General features: G+C 70.1%; 19 protein-coding genes and 1 tRNA gene. 14 read left to right on the top strand and 6 right to left on the bottom strand.

Annotation, left to right across the window (positions count from 1 at the left end):
* Positions 1-314: MBL fold metallo-hydrolase (locus ACOADB_RS03995; protein ID WP_378596636.1), on the top strand; the 314-nt coding region annotated here is incomplete at its 5' end.
* Between the two features lie 49 nt (positions 315-363).
* Here the strand turns inward: ACOADB_RS03995 and ACOADB_RS03990 are convergent.
* Positions 364-1,020: a response regulator gene (locus tag ACOADB_RS03990; protein ID WP_378596635.1), complete on the bottom strand. Its 657-nt coding sequence runs from the start codon at positions 1,018-1,020 to the stop codon at positions 364-366.
* Positions 1,017-2,249 (bottom strand): sensor histidine kinase, encoded by a 1,233-nt coding sequence (locus ACOADB_RS03985; protein ID WP_378596634.1) that lies wholly within the window; start codon positions 2,247-2,249, stop codon positions 1,017-1,019. The genes ACOADB_RS03990 and ACOADB_RS03985 overlap by 4 nt, the downstream gene beginning before the upstream one ends.
* Before the next feature lie 131 nt (positions 2,250-2,380).
* On the opposite strand from ACOADB_RS03985, the gene ACOADB_RS03980 reads away from it, so the two are divergent.
* From ACOADB_RS03980 to rdgB, 5 genes are all read left to right on the top strand, one after another.
* Complete coding sequence (locus tag ACOADB_RS03980; protein WP_378596633.1) at positions 2,381-3,325, top strand: ABC transporter ATP-binding protein; 945 nt, start codon at positions 2,381-2,383, stop codon at positions 3,323-3,325.
* Positions 3,322-4,143 carry a hypothetical protein gene (locus tag ACOADB_RS03975; protein WP_378596632.1) on the top strand — a complete coding sequence of 274 codons (822 nt, stop codon included), beginning with the start codon at positions 3,322-3,324 and terminating at the stop codon, positions 4,141-4,143. The genes ACOADB_RS03980 and ACOADB_RS03975 overlap by 4 nt, the downstream gene beginning before the upstream one ends.
* 119 nt (positions 4,144-4,262) lie before the next feature.
* A complete protein-coding gene (locus ACOADB_RS03970; protein WP_378596631.1) occupies positions 4,263-5,021 on the top strand; it encodes an SGNH/GDSL hydrolase family protein in 759 nt (252 codons plus the stop codon).
* A 30-nt stretch (positions 5,022-5,051) separates the two neighbouring features.
* Positions 5,052-5,759, top strand: coding sequence for a ribonuclease PH (rph, locus tag ACOADB_RS03965; protein ID WP_378596630.1), 708 nt, complete (start codon positions 5,052-5,054; stop codon positions 5,757-5,759).
* Positions 5,760-5,761: 2 nt separating this feature from the next.
* Positions 5,762-6,370, top strand: a complete 609-nt coding sequence (gene rdgB, locus ACOADB_RS03960) for an RdgB/HAM1 family non-canonical purine NTP pyrophosphatase (protein WP_378596629.1) — start codon at positions 5,762-5,764, stop codon at positions 6,368-6,370.
* A gap of 14 nt (positions 6,371-6,384) precedes the next feature.
* On the opposite strand, the gene ACOADB_RS03955 is transcribed toward rdgB, so the two are convergent.
* From ACOADB_RS03955 to bcp, 4 genes are all read right to left on the bottom strand, one after another.
* A tRNA-Leu gene (locus ACOADB_RS03955) sits at positions 6,385-6,466 on the bottom strand.
* Between the two features lie 16 nt (positions 6,467-6,482).
* The gene (locus ACOADB_RS03950) at positions 6,483-6,992 is read right to left on the bottom strand and encodes an HNH endonuclease signature motif containing protein (RefSeq protein ID WP_378596628.1); all 510 of its coding nucleotides are present in this window, start codon (positions 6,990-6,992) and stop codon (positions 6,483-6,485) included.
* An 87-nt stretch (positions 6,993-7,079) separates the two neighbouring features.
* Positions 7,080-8,360: a hypothetical protein gene (locus tag ACOADB_RS03945; RefSeq protein ID WP_378596627.1), complete on the bottom strand. Its 1,281-nt coding sequence runs from the start codon at positions 8,358-8,360 to the stop codon at positions 7,080-7,082.
* Positions 8,360-8,863 carry a thioredoxin-dependent thiol peroxidase gene (gene bcp / locus ACOADB_RS03940; RefSeq protein WP_378596626.1) on the bottom strand — a complete coding sequence of 168 codons (504 nt, stop codon included), beginning with the start codon at positions 8,861-8,863 and terminating at the stop codon, positions 8,360-8,362. The genes ACOADB_RS03945 and bcp overlap by 1 nt, the downstream gene beginning before the upstream one ends.
* Positions 8,864-8,980: 117 nt before the next feature.
* Here bcp and ACOADB_RS03935 point away from each other — a divergent pair, with 117 nt between their 5' ends.
* From ACOADB_RS03935 to ACOADB_RS03900, 8 genes are all read left to right on the top strand, one after another.
* On the top strand, positions 8,981-9,670 hold the full coding sequence (locus tag ACOADB_RS03935) for an energy-coupling factor ABC transporter permease (protein ID WP_378596625.1): 690 nt from the start codon (positions 8,981-8,983) through the stop codon (positions 9,668-9,670).
* Positions 9,667-9,981, top strand: coding sequence for a PDGLE domain-containing protein (locus tag ACOADB_RS03930; protein WP_378596624.1), 315 nt, complete (start codon positions 9,667-9,669; stop codon positions 9,979-9,981). Before ACOADB_RS03935 ends, ACOADB_RS03930 begins: the two co-directional genes overlap by 4 nt.
* 4 nt (positions 9,982-9,985) lie before the next feature.
* Positions 9,986-10,681, top strand: a complete 696-nt coding sequence (cbiQ, locus tag ACOADB_RS03925) for a cobalt ECF transporter T component CbiQ (RefSeq protein WP_378596623.1) — start codon at positions 9,986-9,988, stop codon at positions 10,679-10,681.
* Positions 10,678-11,448, top strand: a complete 771-nt coding sequence (locus ACOADB_RS03920; RefSeq protein WP_378596622.1) for an energy-coupling factor ABC transporter ATP-binding protein — start codon at positions 10,678-10,680, stop codon at positions 11,446-11,448. Before cbiQ ends, ACOADB_RS03920 begins: the two co-directional genes overlap by 4 nt.
* Positions 11,445-11,693, top strand: coding sequence for a DUF3618 domain-containing protein (locus tag ACOADB_RS03915; protein ID WP_378596621.1), 249 nt, complete (start codon positions 11,445-11,447; stop codon positions 11,691-11,693). Before ACOADB_RS03920 ends, ACOADB_RS03915 begins: the two co-directional genes overlap by 4 nt.
* Positions 11,694-11,731: 38 nt before the next feature.
* Positions 11,732-12,031 carry a GroES family chaperonin gene (locus tag ACOADB_RS03910; RefSeq protein WP_182380553.1) on the top strand — a complete coding sequence of 100 codons (300 nt, stop codon included), beginning with the start codon at positions 11,732-11,734 and terminating at the stop codon, positions 12,029-12,031.
* A gap of 247 nt (positions 12,032-12,278) precedes the next feature.
* The gene (locus tag ACOADB_RS03905) at positions 12,279-14,570 is read left to right on the top strand and encodes a penicillin acylase family protein (protein ID WP_378596620.1); all 2,292 of its coding nucleotides are present in this window, start codon (positions 12,279-12,281) and stop codon (positions 14,568-14,570) included.
* Between the two features lie 149 nt (positions 14,571-14,719).
* Positions 14,720-15,598, top strand: a complete 879-nt coding sequence (locus ACOADB_RS03900; RefSeq protein WP_378596619.1) for a WYL domain-containing protein — start codon at positions 14,720-14,722, stop codon at positions 15,596-15,598.
* Positions 15,599-15,700: the final 102 nt, after the last annotated feature.

Raw genomic sequence — 15,700 nt, 5'->3', positions numbered from 1 at the left:
TGCGGTTGACGGCCTTCGGGAAGACGCTCGCCTACAGCGGCGACACCGGCCCGACGGACGTGCTCGACGAGATCGCCGTCGACGCGGACCTGTTCCTGTGCGAGGCGTCGTTCCGCTCGTGCGACGACAACCCGCCGGAGCTGCACCTCACCGGCCGCGAAGCCGGCGAGGCGGCGACCCGGGCGAACGCGAAGCGCCTGGTCATCACGCACGTGCCGCCGTGGCACGACGCGCAGGAGATGCTCGCCGAGGCGACCAAGACGTACGACGGCCCGCTGGAGCTCGCTGCGCAGGGCGTCGTCTACACGCTCTGAGACCCGTGGGTCGAGGAGGTCGCGCTGCGACCGTCCCGCGACCGGAGGGTCACGCTTCGGCGTCGCGGATGCAGAGCGCGATCTGGACGCGGTTGGTGGTCTCGAGCTTCTCGAACAGCTTCGAGACGTGGCCCTTGACGGTCGGCACCGACAGGAACAGCTCGGCGGCGATCTCGGCGTTCGAGAGTCCCCGGCCGATGGCCCGGGCCACGTCGAGCTCGCGCTCGGTGAGCCGGTCGAGGCGTCGTTGTGCGTCGGTGGCGCGGCCGTCGGGTGACGCGGTGCGGACCCGCTCGATGAGGGTGCGGGTCACCGACGGCGACAGCATCGGATCACCGTCCGCCACCTTGCGCAGGGCCGCCACGATCTCGGCGGGTGGTGTGTCCTTGAGCAGGAAGCCGTCGGCACCGGCTGCGAGCGCACTGACGACGTAGTCGTCCGCATCGAAGGTGGTCAGCACGATCACGCGCGGCGGCGACGGATCGGCGTGGAGGACCCGCGTGGCCGCCAGTCCGTCGAGCACCGGCATCCGGATGTCCATCAGCACCACGTCGGGGGAGAGCTCCCTGGCCAGCGCGACGCCCGCGCGCCCGTCAGCGGCCTCGCCGACCACGGCGAGGTCGGCCTGCCCGCCCAGCATGAGTGAGAGTGCGGAGCGGACCAACGGGTCGTCGTCGACGATGATCACGCGGATCTGGTCGGTCATCGGCTGCTGCTCCCGCCCTCGTCGCGGCCGCCCGTGGTGGGGTCGGCGGGGTCCCACGGTAGCCACGTGCGCAGCACGAACATCTGCGGGTCCGGGGACCCGGCGACGGGTGCTTCGATGCCATGCGCCAGCCAGCCGCCGCGCAGGGTCGCGCGCTCGGTGAGGCCGACCAGCCCCAGGCCGGCACCGGGCGTGCGAGTCGGGCCGAACCCGACGGCATTGCGCAGCACGAGGTCCACGCCGGCGTCCGGGGAGCCCGCGATGCTGATCCGCAGGGTGGCCGCCGGTGCGTGCTTGGACGCGTTGGTGATGCCCTCCTGCACGATCCTGTACACGGTGCGGCCCGTGGCATCGGGCAAGGGCGGGTACGGCGCCAGCTGGTCGTCGTACTCGATCGTGGCGCCGGCGTCGCGTGCGTCCTGGAGCAGCGCCGCAAGGTCGGTGTACGTCGGCTGCGGGCCGGTCAGGGGCGCCCCGCTCTCCTCGTCGCGGAGCACACCGAGCACCTCGCGCAGGTCCGTCAGCGCTTCGTGTGCCTTGGCCTGGATCACCGCGACGCTGCTGCGCATCTCCTCGGCGGAGAGGTCCTCGCGGAAGGTCAGCGCGCCCGCGTGCAGGGAGATCTGGGAGATCCGGTGGGCGAGGACGTCGTGCATCTCCCGGGCGATCCGGGCCCGCTCGTTCGACCGGGCCTGGTAGGCGCGCAGGTCGCGTTCGGCCTCGGCGGTCTCGGCGCGTTGGCGCAGGGTCCACAGGAGCTCGCGCCGGGAACCGATGAACATGCCCCACGCCAGGGCCGCCGCGATGAAGGCGACGCTGAACGTGGTGATCAGCCAGGCCGGATCCTCGTCGGAGGTGGGCTGCACCTGGTAGTAGACCCAGGTCATCGCGAGGTTGAGGGCACCGATGGTGATCACCTGCCACCAGCGGCGCCGGGTGGCCAGCGAGACCGTGGCGAGCAGGATCGCGCCCGCACCGGACGCGGTGACCGGGGTCATCAGCGCCGTGATGACGGCGATCGTCATCGGCCAGCGACGCCGCCACCACACGAGGACGAACGCGGCGATGCCGAAGGCGATGTCGAGGACGAACAGCCACTCACGGTCGCTGTCAGCCTGCGCCTCGAGGACCGGCACCCAGGCCAGGCCGCTGACGGTGAGGGCCAGGAGATAGCGCCACAGGTGGCTGTACCAGCGCAGAGGTGGCTGGTAGTCGTGTCCCCCGTCCATGGTCCGAGGTTAGGGCTTCGGAGGCCCCGGCCGGCAGCGCCTGCGGGCGGCGGCGCCCCCTACTTTGGTCAGGGCGATCCGGGCCGCGGGTCCGATGCGTACGCCGACGCGGATGGGGCAGGCTGGGGCCCATGATCACTGTTGATCGACTCACCGTTTCCTACGGCAAGTTCACTGCCGTCGACGACATCAGCTTCACCGCCCAGCCCGGCCGGGTCACCGGCTTCCTCGGGCCCAATGGTGCGGGGAAGTCCACCACGATGCGCGTGATGGTCGGGCTCACCCCGGCCACCAGCGGACAGGTCACCATCGGTGGCCTCCGCTATCACGACATCCCCAACCCCGGTGTGCACGTCGGCTCCCTGCTCGACGCCTCGGCGCAGCACGCCGGCCGCACGGGACGCGAGATCCTCACCATCGGCGCCCAGACGATGGGCCTGCCGAAGAAGCGGGTCGACGAGATGATCGAGCTGGTCGGCCTGACCGACTCGGAGTCCGCGCGGCGCCTTCGCAACTACTCCCTCGGCATGCGCCAGCGTCTCGGCTTGGCACACGCGTTGCTCGGCGACCCGTCGGTGCTGATCCTCGACGAGCCGGCCAACGGCCTGGACCCGGCCGGCATCCGCTGGATGCGTGGCCTGCTCAAGGGGTACGCCGACCGCGGCGGCACCGTGCTGCTGTCCAGCCACCTGCTGCACGAGGTCGAGCAGATCGCCGACGAGATGATCCTCATCGGTCACGGCAAGATCGTCGCGCGCGGCGACAAGGCCACCCTGCTCGCCGGCGCGAACTCGACGGCGGTCGCGATGGTGACCTCGCTCGACAACCTCACGCTCGGCAATGCCCTGACGGCGGCCGGCCACGGCGTCGAGCCGGCAGGAACCGGCCTGAAGGTGCTGGCCACCCCCGAGCAGGTCGGTCGCATCGCGCTGGCCAGCGGTGTGGTCCTGACCGACCTCCGTGCCGGCGGTGCCGGCCTGGAGGACCTGTTCCTCGAACTGACCTCGGCAACGGCCCGTGAGGCCGTGCCCGGCATGGCGCCGCCCGCCCCGATCCCCGGAGGTATCCCGGCATGAGCACCGCACCCCTGACGCTCGACCTGTCCAAGAGCGGCCCGGTTCCCTTCGGCCGGATCGTCACGGTCGAATGGCGCAAGATGGTCGACACCAAGAGCGGCATCTGGTTGATGGCGATCACCGGCGGCCTGTTGGCGCTGGTGATGGCGCTGGTCGTCCTGGTTGTCGGCCTGAACAACGGGCAGGTCAGCGCCCGTGACCTCGTCCAGATCTTCACCTTCCCCGTCTCGATCCTCATCCCCGTGTTCGGCATCCTGGTCGTCACCAGCGAGTGGAGCCAGCGCAACAACCTCACGACCTTCACCCTCGAGCCCCACCGCCTGCGGGTGATGGGCGCCAAGCTGGTGGCGGTGAGCGCCCTGGCGGTCGGCACCATCGCACTTGCGTTCGTGCTCGGTGCACTGACGAACCTGTTGTGTGGTGCCGTGACGGGCAATCCGCTGGTGTGGGATCTCGACGCCTCGCAGCTCGCCTGGACCGTGGTCACCCAGATGGCCTTCTTCGCGATGGGCTACGCCCTGGCCTGCCTGTTGTTGAACACCCCCGGGGCGATCGCCCTGTTCTATGTCGTTGCGCTGGTCCTGCCGCTCGTCGTGTGGGGTCCGCTGTACTTCATCTTCGACTGGGCCAAGGACGTCCTGCCCTGGATCGACATCAACACGGCGCTCTCTCCCTTGACCAGCGGGGCCAACTTCGCGGGGGAGCCGGTGGACGTCGAGCTGATCAATTACGTCCAGGGTGCATGGACCTTGATCTTGTGGGTAGGTATCCCCGTGAGCCTCGGCCTGTGGCGCATCCTGCGGGCTGAAGTGAAGTAGACGTGGTCTCCTGCCGTTCCCGGGTCGGCACGAGATCGAACTGAAACGGTCACCGGGCGTTGTCGGACACGACACCGCCCGGTGACCGTTTGCTTTCCCCGTGCCGCGACCTTGGTCGCGTGGGCAACGGATACCTGCGTTTCGCCGCTCTCGGCGACAGCACGACCGTCGGACTCGGTGACCCCGTTCCGGGCGGGGAGTGGCGGGGCTGGGCCCGGCTGCTGACCGAGTCACTCAAGGCGTCGTACGACGTCTCCTTCTGCAACCTCGCCATCTCCGGGGCCACCGCAGCGATCGTGCGGGAGCAACAGCTCGAACAGGCCCTCGCGCACCGACCGGACCTCGCGTCCCTCCTGGTCGGCGTCAACGACACCCTCCGCTCGTCGTGGAATGCGGACCGGCTGCGGTCGGACCTGCTGGAGGTCTCCGGCGCGCTCGTCGACGGCGGCGCGACGCTGATGACGGCCCGCTGGCACGACCACGGCGCCGTGCTCGGCCTGCCGCGGGTGGTGGTCCGGCCCATCAAAGAACGCATCGAGGTCCTCAACGAGGTGTACGACGAGGTCCACGCGACCCACGGCGGCATCCGCCTGGACCTGGCGTTGCTGCCGGAGGTGCTGCAGCGGGAGTGCTGGTCCATCGACCGCTTCCACCCCTCCGAGGTCGGCCACCGGGCGCTGGCGCGGGCGTGGGCCGAGCGGCTCCGGGCGGCCGGCTTCGAGCTGCCGCTGCCCGACCTGGAGCCGTCGGGCGGATGCCCGCCGAGCTGGCGGCGTGACGTCGCGTGGATGGTGACCGAGGGTGCGCCGTGGGTCGGGCGCCGTGCGCGCGACCTCGGGCCGTGGGCGGTGCGTCGGGCGATCGGGGCGGGCCGGTAGCAGTCGATGACCGGGCGATAAGTTGGCGCCATGAGTACCCGTGAGGATGGCCGCGCCGACGACGAGCTCCGCCCCGTCAAGATCACCCGCAACTGGCTCGACCACCCCGCCGGGTCGGTCCTGATCGAGTTCGGCAAGACCCGCGTGCTGTGTGCGGCGTCCGCCTCACCGGGCGTGCCCCGCTGGCGCAAGGGCTCCGGCCTGGGCTGGGTGACGGCCGAGTACGCGATGCTCCCCGCCTCCACCAACACCCGCTCGGACCGCGAGTCGGTCAAGGGCCGGATCGGTGGGCGCACCCACGAGATCAGCCGTCTGATCGGCCGCTCGCTGCGCGCCGTCATCGACGACAAGGCGCTGGGCGAGAACACGATCCAGATCGACTGCGACGTGCTCCAGGCCGACGGTGGCACCCGTACCGCCGCCATCACCGGCGCCTACATCGCGCTGGCGGACGCCTGCGCGAAGCTCGGTGTGTCCGGCGCCCTGACCGACTCCGTCGCCGCGATCAGCGTCGGCATCATCGACGGCGTCCCGCGCCTGGACCTGCCGTACGTCGAGGACGTCCGCGCCGAGACCGACATGAACATCGTGATGACCGGCGCCGGCAAGTTCGTCGAGGTGCAGGGCACCGCCGAGGGCGCAGCCTTCGACCGCGCCGAGCTCGACGCGCTGCTCAGCCTCGGCGAGAAGGGCTGTGTCGACCTGACGCGCCTCCAGCTCGCTGCGCTCGCGGAGTAGCGGTGCCGACTGTCCTGGTCGCCTCCCGCAACCTCAAGAAGGTCGAGGAGATGCGGCGGATCCTGGCTGAGCACCTCGCGGGCGGCGTGGAGGTCGTCGGCCTCGATGACGTCGCCACGTTCGACGAGCCCGTTGAGGACGAACCCACCTTCGAGGGCAATGCGCTGCTCAAGGCCCGGGCGGGCGTCGCAGCCACCGGCCTGCCGACGATCGCCGACGACTCCGGTCTCTGCGTCGACGCACTCAACGGCATGCCCGGCGTCCTGTCGGCCCGCTGGAGCGGCCCGCCCAAGTCGGACGAGCGCAACAACGAGCTGCTGCTGGCCCAGCTGAGCGACGTGCCCGACGACCGTCGTACGGCGCACTTCGCCTGTGCCGTCGCTCTGGTCCACCCCGACGGGCGCGAGCTCGTCGTCGAGGGCCGGATGGACGGACGGGTGATCCGCGAGGTCCGGGGGAGTGGCGGGTTCGGCTACGACGTGCTGTTCGTGGCCGACGACTTCCCCGACGTCACCACGGCCGAGCTGTCCCGCGAGGACAAGGACGCCGTGTCCCACCGGGGCAAGGCGTTGCGCGAGATCGCGCCGTTGGTCGCCGGCCTGCTGGCCTGACGACGAACTGAGTGTGCCGAAGGCGGGGCTCGAACCCGCACGCCCTGGGGCACGGCATCCTAAGTGCCGCGTGTCTGCCAATTCCACCACTCCGGCCTGGAGCGGCACGAGTCTAGGCTGGCGTGGTGGTGGCGACGTCACCGCGGTTGGTGGTGAAACGGCCACGGCTGCGACCCGCGAAGTTCGCTGTCTGGCGGTGGCAGTTCGGGCAAAGAAACCGCAGGTTGTCGGATTCGTTGTTCAGAAAATCACCGTCGATGTGATCGATCTCGAGCGTGAGCGGGAGATCGAGCCAGAGTCCTTCATTCCCGCATGCTTCGCAGCGATGTGGGCGCCCGCTCTCGAGTAGAGCTCGCCGCAGGACCGTCGGCTTCTCTCGATTGCTGATCGGCGGAAGACGACGAAGGATCTGTTCCGGCCGTCGTTTGTTGGGGACGCGTTTGGGCACGTACGGACGGAAGTGAGAGGTGTCGATTCCGAACTTCTTGATGACCCGGCTGATATGAGTGTGGGTTCCACCGTTTTGTCGGAGTCCGAGCAATCGCAGGACCCCGGAAACAGAGGTCGAGTCGGCCACGAGCGGCTCGAGAAGTTCCTTCGTGTACTTGCGTGCCAACGCCATGTGACGACGCTAGGTCGCACCTCAGACAGAACAGCGAGCGTGGGCCGGGGCCCACGCTCGCTGCTGCGGTGCTTCAGGAGTTCTTGCTCAGGACGTCCAGCGCCAGGTGCTGAGGATCTCCTCGAACTTGTCGAACACGTCGTCGTCGCCGTCCTTGAGCGAGACGGTGATCGAGTAGCCCTTGTCGCCACTGATGACGAGGTAGGCGCGCTGGCGGACGGTCACGTCGTTCTCGTTGGTGCGCAGGATCTCCACGCCCAGGGCGGTCTGGCCGTCGATGGCCATGTTCGAGATGTCGTTGATGTCCGCGGAAGCGTCGCTCGAGATGAGCGCGCCCTTCCACGCCTCCTTGAGGTCGTTCGGGTCCGTGGAGCCGTACGACGACTGGGTCTCGACGATCACGTTGCCGCGTGCGGTGTTGAACGTGCTGCCCCACAGCAGGACCTTGTCGAGCGTGGTGAGACCGGGGTTGTTCGCCTTGAACTCGTCGGTGCCGTCGGTCCAGCCACTCGGGGCCTGGACCGTGTAGCCGAGGCCCTCGATGCGCGGTCCGCCGATGTCGGGGACGTCGTCGCTCCCGCTGCTGGCAGAGTCCGAGCTGCCCTCGCTGGCGCTGTTGTCGCTGCCGCTCTGCGAGCTGTCGCCGCCCGCCTTCTTGTCGTCGTCGCCACCGTTGGCGAGGACCAGGCCGACGATGCCGCCGACGATCACGATCAGGGCCACGGCGATGGCGGCGATGATCAGGCCGGCGTTGCTCTTCTTCCTGGGTGGCGTGGGCTGCGACCAGCCTCCACCGGGGTACGGCGGCGTCGGGGTGCTGTAGCCGGCGCCACCCGACTGCTGGTAGACGGCGTGGGTCGGCGTGCTCACGGGCTGGTGGGGCGGCGACATGATCGGCTGCTGGGACGGTGCCACCGGCGACTGCAGGGGCGGCTGCAGGGGCGACTGGATGGGCGACTGCATCGGCGGGGTGGGCGCCGTACCGCCGGGGCCGTGGTTCGGGGGAGCGGTGGTGCCGGCCTCCGGGTCCAGGCCGGTGACCAGGCCCTCGGGGACCTTGCCCAGGGCGAAGCCGAGGACGGCGACGGCCCACTGGCAGCCGCGCACGTCGGCGCTGCCGCGGTCGCGGGCCAGGCGCTGGCCCGCGGACTCCACGGCGTCGGCGGGGTTCGCGCCGCTGTCGAGCATCGTCAGCATGCCGTCGAGGGCGCCGAGGCGCACCGCGTCGGTCAACAGGTTGATCGTGCCGCTGGAGGCCTGGCCCTCGTCGAGGTAGTCGTCCAGCGAGCCGCGGAACGCCGCTGCGTCACGGAACAGGTCGTGGCCGTGGTCGCGGGCGAGGTCGGCGAGCGACTCGTGCAGCTTCATCAGTTGTCCTCTGTGGTCGGTGCGGGCAAGCCCAGGTCCCGGCGGAGCTTGGCCACGTGCCCGGTCGCTTTGACGTTGTACTGGGCGATCTCGATCCGACCGTCGGCGCCGACGACGAAGGTGGACCGGATGACGCCCTGCACAATCTTGCCGTACAGCTTCTTCTCGCCATAGGCGCCGTAGGCCTGGTGCACCGCGAGATCGGTGTCGGAGGCCAGGGTGATGGTGTGGCCGTCACGCTCACGGAACTTCGCGAGCTTCGCGGGGGCGTCCTTCGAGACGCCGACGACCGTGAAGCCCGCTGCCTGCAGGGCGTCGAGGGAGTCGGTGAAGTCGCAGGCCTGCTTCGTGCACCCGGGCGTCATCGCAGCCGGGTAGAAGTAGACGATCACCTTGCGGCCCTCGGCCACGAGCGCGGCGAGCGACACGTCGTCCCCGGAGTCCGAGGCGAGGGTGAAGTCGGGGGCGATGTCGCCGACGGCGAGACGGGCCTGGTCGCTCATGGCGTGGATACTCTCCTGATGGTCAGGTGTTGTTGCAAACAGCATGCAATAAGGTGGGATCTGCTCGTCACCATCTAACTACCCCGCGACCATCGACCCGAACACAGGAGCACCGGCATGCATGTACCCGACGGCTTCTTCGACGCACCGACCTCGGTCGCCACGGGCGTCGTCGCTGCGGCCGGCGTGGGTGTGGCCCTGCGCAAGGCCCGTGCCGAGCTCGATGACCGCACGGCGCCAATGGCCGGCCTGGTCGCCGCCTTCGTCTTCGCCGGCCAGATGATCAACTTCCCCGTCGGTGCCGGCACCAGTGGCCACCTGCTCGGGGGCGCGCTCGCCGCCGTGCTCGTCGGGCCGTGGACCGGTGCGCTCTGCATCAGCGTCGTCCTCCTGGTCCAGGCCCTCTTCATGGCCGACGGGGGACTGACGGCGCTCGGCACCAACATCACCCTGATGGCCCTGGTCGGCGCGTTCGTCGGGTACGGCGTCTTCCGCCTCGTGCTCGCCGTGCTCCCCAAGAAGGTCGGGTCGGTGCCCGTCGCCGCCGGCATCGGCGCCTTCGTGTCCGTTCCCACCGCTGCGGCGGTCTTCACGTTGCTCTTCGCGGTCGGCGGCACCGCCGATGTCGCGACCGGCAAGGTGTTGGCCGCGATGGTCGGGTGGCACGTGGTGATCGGCATCGGTGAGGCGATCGTGACCGGCCTCGTGGTGAGTGCCGTGATCACGTCCCGGCCCGACCTCGTCCACGGCGCCCGTGGCCTCGCGGCCACACGACGCCCGCTCCTCGCCGAGGAGGTGACGGCATGACGACCCGTTCCTTCCTGCTCGCAGGACTCCTGGTCGCGCTCCTGATCGCCGGTGTCGGCAGCTACTACGCCAGCAGCCACCCCGACGGGCTCGAGTACGTCGCCGGCAAGACCGGGTTCCTCGACTCGGCCGACGAGCCGGTGGACACCGGCAGCCCGTTCGCCGACTACGGCACCAAGGGGGTCGACGACTCCCGCCTCAGCGGCGGCATCGCCGGCGTCGCCGGGGTCCTGCTCACGCTGGTCATCGGTGGCGGCCTGTTCCGTGTCCTGCGGCGCCGTGAGGCGCCGGCTACCTCCGACGTGGGCTGACCCGATGGGCGCAGGGCACGGTCACCGACTCCACTTCCACGGGCACTCCGTGGTCCACCGCGCGCCCGCGCACCTCAAGATCCTCCTGCTGCTGGGCTTCGTGCTCACCGTGGTCGCCACGCCGCGCGAGTGGTACCCCGTGTTCGGCGGCTACCTCGCGCTGCTGGTCGCGGTGATCGTCGTCTCCCACGTCCCGTTCCGCTACCTGCTGCCACGGATGGTGCTCGAGGTGCCGTTCCTCGTCTTCGCCGCGCTCATCCCGTTCGTCGCAGAGGGCCCGCGGGTCGTCGTACCCCTGCTCGGTGGGCTGGACCTGTCGCTGTCGGAGTCCGGGCTGGTGGCCGCCTGGGGACTGGCGGTCAAGGGCACCCTCGGCGTCCTCGCCTCGCTGACCCTGGCCGCCACGACGGAGCCGACCGAGGTGCTGCGCGGGTTGCAGCGACTGCGGATGCCCGACCTCCTGGTCCAGATCATGGCGTTCATGGTGCGCTACCTCGATGTGGTGGCCGGCGACCTCGGGCGGATGATCACTGCCATGAAGTCCCGCGGCGTCGACCCCCGGTCCCCGCGCCACTGGCCGGCGCTCGCCCGCACCCTGGGCGCACTCTTCGTGCGTTCCTACGAGCGCGGCGAGCGCGTGCACCTCGCCATGCTGTCCCGCGGGTATGACGGCCGCCTCCCTGAAGGCAGCGCCCGATGACGCCCGTGCTGGACGTCCGCGGCCTCGCCTTCGCCTACCCCGACGGCCACCAGGCCCTCTTCGGCGTCGACCTCCACGTCCACCAGGGCGAGCGGGTGGCGTTGCTCGGGCCGAACGGCGCGGGCAAGACGACGCTCGTCCTGCACCTGAACGGGATCCTGTCCGGCGAGAGCGGACACGGCGAAGGAACCGTCGCGGTCAGCGGGCTCCCCGTCACGAAGAAGAACCTGCTCGAGATCCGCCGCCGCGTCGGCATCGTGTTCCAGGATCCCGACGACCAGCTGTTCATGGGCTCGGTGCGCGCCGACGTCGCGTTCGGACCTGCCAATCTGGGGCTCAAGGGAGCGGCGCTCGACAAGCGGGTGATGGATGCACTGGAGCAGGTCGGGATGGCGCCGTACGCCGACCGGCCACCGCACCACCTGTCCTTCGGGCAGCGCCGCCGGGTCGCGGTCGCCACCGTGCTGGCCATGGAGCCGGAGATCCTGGTGCTCGACGAGCCGAGCTCGAACCTGGACCCTGCGTCGCGGCGCGAGCTGGCCGACATCCTGCGCGGCCTGGACGTGACGCTGCTGATGGTCACCCACGACCTGCCGTACGCGCTCGAGCTGTGTCCCCGAGCCGTCGTGCTCAGTGCCGGCAAGGTCGTGGCCGACGGGACGACGTACGACGTGCTGACCGACGACGCCCTCATGGGTGCCCACCGGTTGGAACTCCCTTGGGGCTTCGACCCACGGACGATCTCGATTGATAGCCTGCCCGGGTGAGCAACCAGCCTTCTGACATCGAGCGTGAAATCGAAGAGGCGCGCGAGCGCCTCGCGGGCACGATCGACCTGCTCCTCCACCGCACGCACCCGAAGACCATCGTGAGTCGCGAGGTCGCCCAGGCGAAGGCCTTCTTCGTCGACGTGCAGACGGGTGAACCGCGGACGGACAACATCTTGAAGACCGTGGGTGGCGTGGTCGGCGTGATCGCCGTCTTCGCCGTCCTGCGCAAGATCACCCGCTAGGACCTGCCGTCCTCGTGTCCGACAAGACGCCCATCAAGATGCTGCACGACCGCATCCTGTGCGAGCTCGACACCGAGGCGGGCGAACGCCGGTCCTCCGGGGGGATCGTCATCCCGGCCACCGCCGCGATGGGTGCCCGTCGACTGGCCTGGTCACGCGTCGTCGCCGTCGGCCCGCACTGCCGCACCGTCGTGTCCGGCGACAAGGTCCTGTACGACCCGGAGGACAAGGCCGAGGTCGAGGTCTCCGGTGACGTCTACGTCGTCATGCGCGAGCGCGACATCCACGCCGTTGCTGCCGAGCGGCTCGGCGACGAAGCCGCGGGCCTCTACCTCTAGAACTGGGCCGAGCGCGTCTTCGGCGCAGATCCGGGGCAGCAAGCTGCCCATCGGCGCCTCCCGCCGCGCTGCCGGCCTGTTTGTGACGTAACTCACTCCTCCGGGAACCCGTTACACCTACGTGCGTTCCCCCCGGTTGTTCAGCGTCCTTGCCGCCTGCCTCGTCGTACCTGCCCTGGCGGCCGGAACCGCTGATGCCGGTCGAGCCGCACCGGACGTGGTGGCTGCGCCGTCGTACGACGCGACGGTGAAGATTACCGAGCACGGGATCCCGCACATCTCAGCGAGCGACTGGGGGTCGCTGGGATACGGGAGCGGGTACGCCACGGCACGGTCCTCGATCTGCAACCTGGCGGACACCGTGCTGACCGGTCGGGGCCAGCGGTCGAAGTACCTCGGCGGCAGCGCCCGGTACCTCGACGGCGTCTCGCTCGACGCCTCGAACCTGCAGGTCGACGCGTTCGTCACCGACCTGCACAACCGCAAGGTCGTGGAGACACTGCTGGCCTCGCCGGCGGGCCCGAGTGCGCGGGCCCGGGCGATGGTGACCGGGTACACGGCGGGCATCAACCGCTGGTTGCGCGACAACGAGATCACCGATCCTGCCTGCAGGGACGCGGCCTGGATCCAGCCGAACGCCACCGAGATCGACCTCTGGTACGGCGTCTACATGGCGAACCTGATCGCGTCGTCCGGGGTGTTCCTCAAGGAGATCGTCGAGGCGGACCCGCCGACCCTGCAGGAACCCGGCCTGCCGGACCTCGGCATCGACCTGCCGCTGCCGACGACCAAGGACGAGGTCGCCGCCTACGCCGCGAAGGTCGACAAGCAGGCACTGCTCGAATCCCTCGGCCAGGACAGCGACTTCGGCTCCAACGCGACCGCGATCGGCGGGGACGCGAGCTCGACGGGGCGCGGCATGCTGCTCGGCAACCCGCACTTCCCGTGGGTCGGGCGCTACAAGTTCACCCAGCAGCACCTGACCATCCCGGGGCAGTACGACGTCGCGGGTGGCTCGTTGATCGGCTCGCCCGTGATCAACATCGGCTGGAACAAGGACGTCGCCTGGAGCCACACCGTCTCGACGGCCTTCCGGTTCACGCCCTACGAGTTCTTCACGGTCGGCCCCGGCCCGCTCTACCTCAGCGCGCAGGGCCTGTTGAAGAAGGCCGAGCGCCGGTACGTCGACGTCGAGGTCCGCCAGCCCAACGGCTCGGTGACCACGGTCCGCGAGGACCTGTGGCGGGTGCCCCAGGGCTACGTCATCGACAGCCCGTCGCAGTTCATGGGCTGGTCACCGCTCAGCTTCTGGGCCATCCGCGACGCCAACGCCGAGCACCTGCGGACCATCGACTCGTTCCTCTCGATGGGCGAGGCCACCAGCAGCCGCGACCTGCTCGCGCGCCAGGACGCCGGCGGCGGCATCCCGTGGGTCAACACCACGGCCGCTGATCGCGGGGGAGAGGTCCTCTACGCCGACCACAGCGTGGTCCCGCACGTCACGAACGCCATGGCCACGACCTGCATGACACCGGTCGGCCTGCTGCTCAGGACCGTCGCGGGACTTCCCGGCCTGAACGGACTGCTCGCCGACGGCGCCTGCAAGTGGGGCACGGACACCGACGCCCAGCGTCCCGGGATCCTCGGGCCCGCGAAGCTGCCCGCCGTCGTACGACGGGACTGGGTGATGAACGCGAACGACTCGTACTGGACGCCCAACGACAAGGTGCGGCTCGAGGGCTACGCCTCGATCATCGGGTGCGAGAAGTGTGAGCGGACGATGCGGACACGAATGGTGTCGCAGTACGTCATCGACCGGCTCGCGGTGGGCAAGGAGACGCCCGAGACCCTGCGGGGCCACGAGTACGAGAACCGGGTGCGTGCCGCCGAGGTGATGCGTGAAGGCGGCAAGCTCGACGACGTCTGCGCCGGGACTGGAGAGACGCAGGCGTGTGCCGTGCTGCACGCGTGGGACGGCCGCTCCGACATCGGTTCGGTCGGCACGCACCTCTTCGAAGCGTTCGTGGAACGCGCCCCGACGGGCACGACCCTGTGGTCGGTGCCGTTCGATGCGAAGGATCCGCTGAACACCCCGCGGGGGCTGCGCACCGGCCCGGAGGTCGTGAAGGCGATGCAGGCCGCGATCGATGCGGTGCGCGCCGCCGGGGTGTCCTTCGACGCGACCTGGGGCTCGCTCCAGGTGGCCGGGGACCGCGGCGCGCCCGCCTATCCGCTCGGCGGCGGCAACGGCGACCTCGCCGGCAACGCGAACGCCGTGGCGTCGCGGAACCCGGCGGCGAACACCGACCGCTACAAGCCGGTCAGCTACGGGTCCTCGCACATCCAGGCCGTCGCCTACCTGGCCGACGGCTCGGTCGACGCGCGCACGATCCTGACCTACAGCCAGGACGAGGACCCGGCGTCGCCGTGGTCGGCCGACCAGACGCTGCTCTACTCACAGGAGAAGTGGGTCCGGTTCGCGTGGACGCCGGCGCAGATCGACGCCGACCTCGTGGGGACGATCAACCTGTCGGAATAGGCTCCGTCCATGGCGGTCGCCGCGTCTGCCGGGGAACCGGACGGCGCGGCAGCTTCGACGAAGAGCGAGCTTTCGGGAGGAACGACGTGGTCAAGGGTCCGGGACGAGACCAGCGGGCGCCGATGGAGCGGCTCGTCAGGATTGCGGCGATGCTCCAGGCGCACCCCGAGCAGGGGGTGCCGGGCGACACGTTGAGCAGGGTCGCCGGGTTCGACGGTGGAGCCGACGCCGGCACGCAGCTCAAGCGGGAGATCCGCCACCTGGAGCGGCAGGGCTGGCAGATCGAGAACATCGCGCCGGCCGGCGCGACGGCCGTCTACCGGCTGACCACGGTCGACAACCGGCTCCGGGTGCGGCTCACCCCGGGGCAGCAGGCGGCGCTGCGCCGTGCGGTGCTCCTCGCGGACCGGGTGGACCTGGTCAAGCGGCTGGGCCTTCCGGACGAGTCGCTGTCCTCCGACGTCAAGGGCGCACCGGCCGCACTCACGGCCGCTGCTCCCGACGCGCTCAGCCTCGTCGTCGACGCGGTGCGCGACCACCAGGTGCTGCGCTTCGGCTACAAGGGCACGCCCCGCGTCGTGCACCCCGAGTCCGTCCGCAACCAGGGCAGCACCTGGTACGTCCGCGGTGTCGAGGAGGGTGACCTCGGCGATCCCGTCCTGAAGGTCTTCGTCGTCTCGCGGATGGTCGACCCTGCTGCGGATGCTCCGGGAACGGCGCAAGCGGTGCCGACGGTGCGGCATCCCGGACTGCACCCGATGTCGTGGGAGCTGGACCCGCCCGTCGACGTGGTCCTGGAGACGCCCGCCCACTACGAACCCGACGTCCGTCGCTGGCTGGGGGAACCGCTGTCGGTCGAACCGGGTGACGAGACGGTCCGCATGGTCTACCGCGTGACCCACCGGGCCGCGCTCCGCACGCGGTTGTTCGAGCTCGGTGAGCGCGTCCGTGTGGTCGGTCCGGACGAGGTGCGCGCCGAGGTGGTCGCCGCGCTGGCCGCGGCTCGCGGAGAGGCGGTATCGGCATGAGCACCGCACCGAAGTACGTCACCCGCATCGCCCGCCTGCCGGAGGTGTTCGAGCGGCTCACGCGTCACCCCGAGGGCATCGCGCTCGAGACCCTGGCCGCCG

The organism is Nocardioides sp. CPCC 206348, from assembly GCF_048654705.1.
Taxonomy (GTDB): Bacteria; Actinomycetota; Actinomycetes; order Propionibacteriales; family Nocardioidaceae; genus Nocardioides.
Note: the sequence above shows the minus strand (reverse complement) of the source record. Positions and strands in the feature narration are given on the sequence as shown.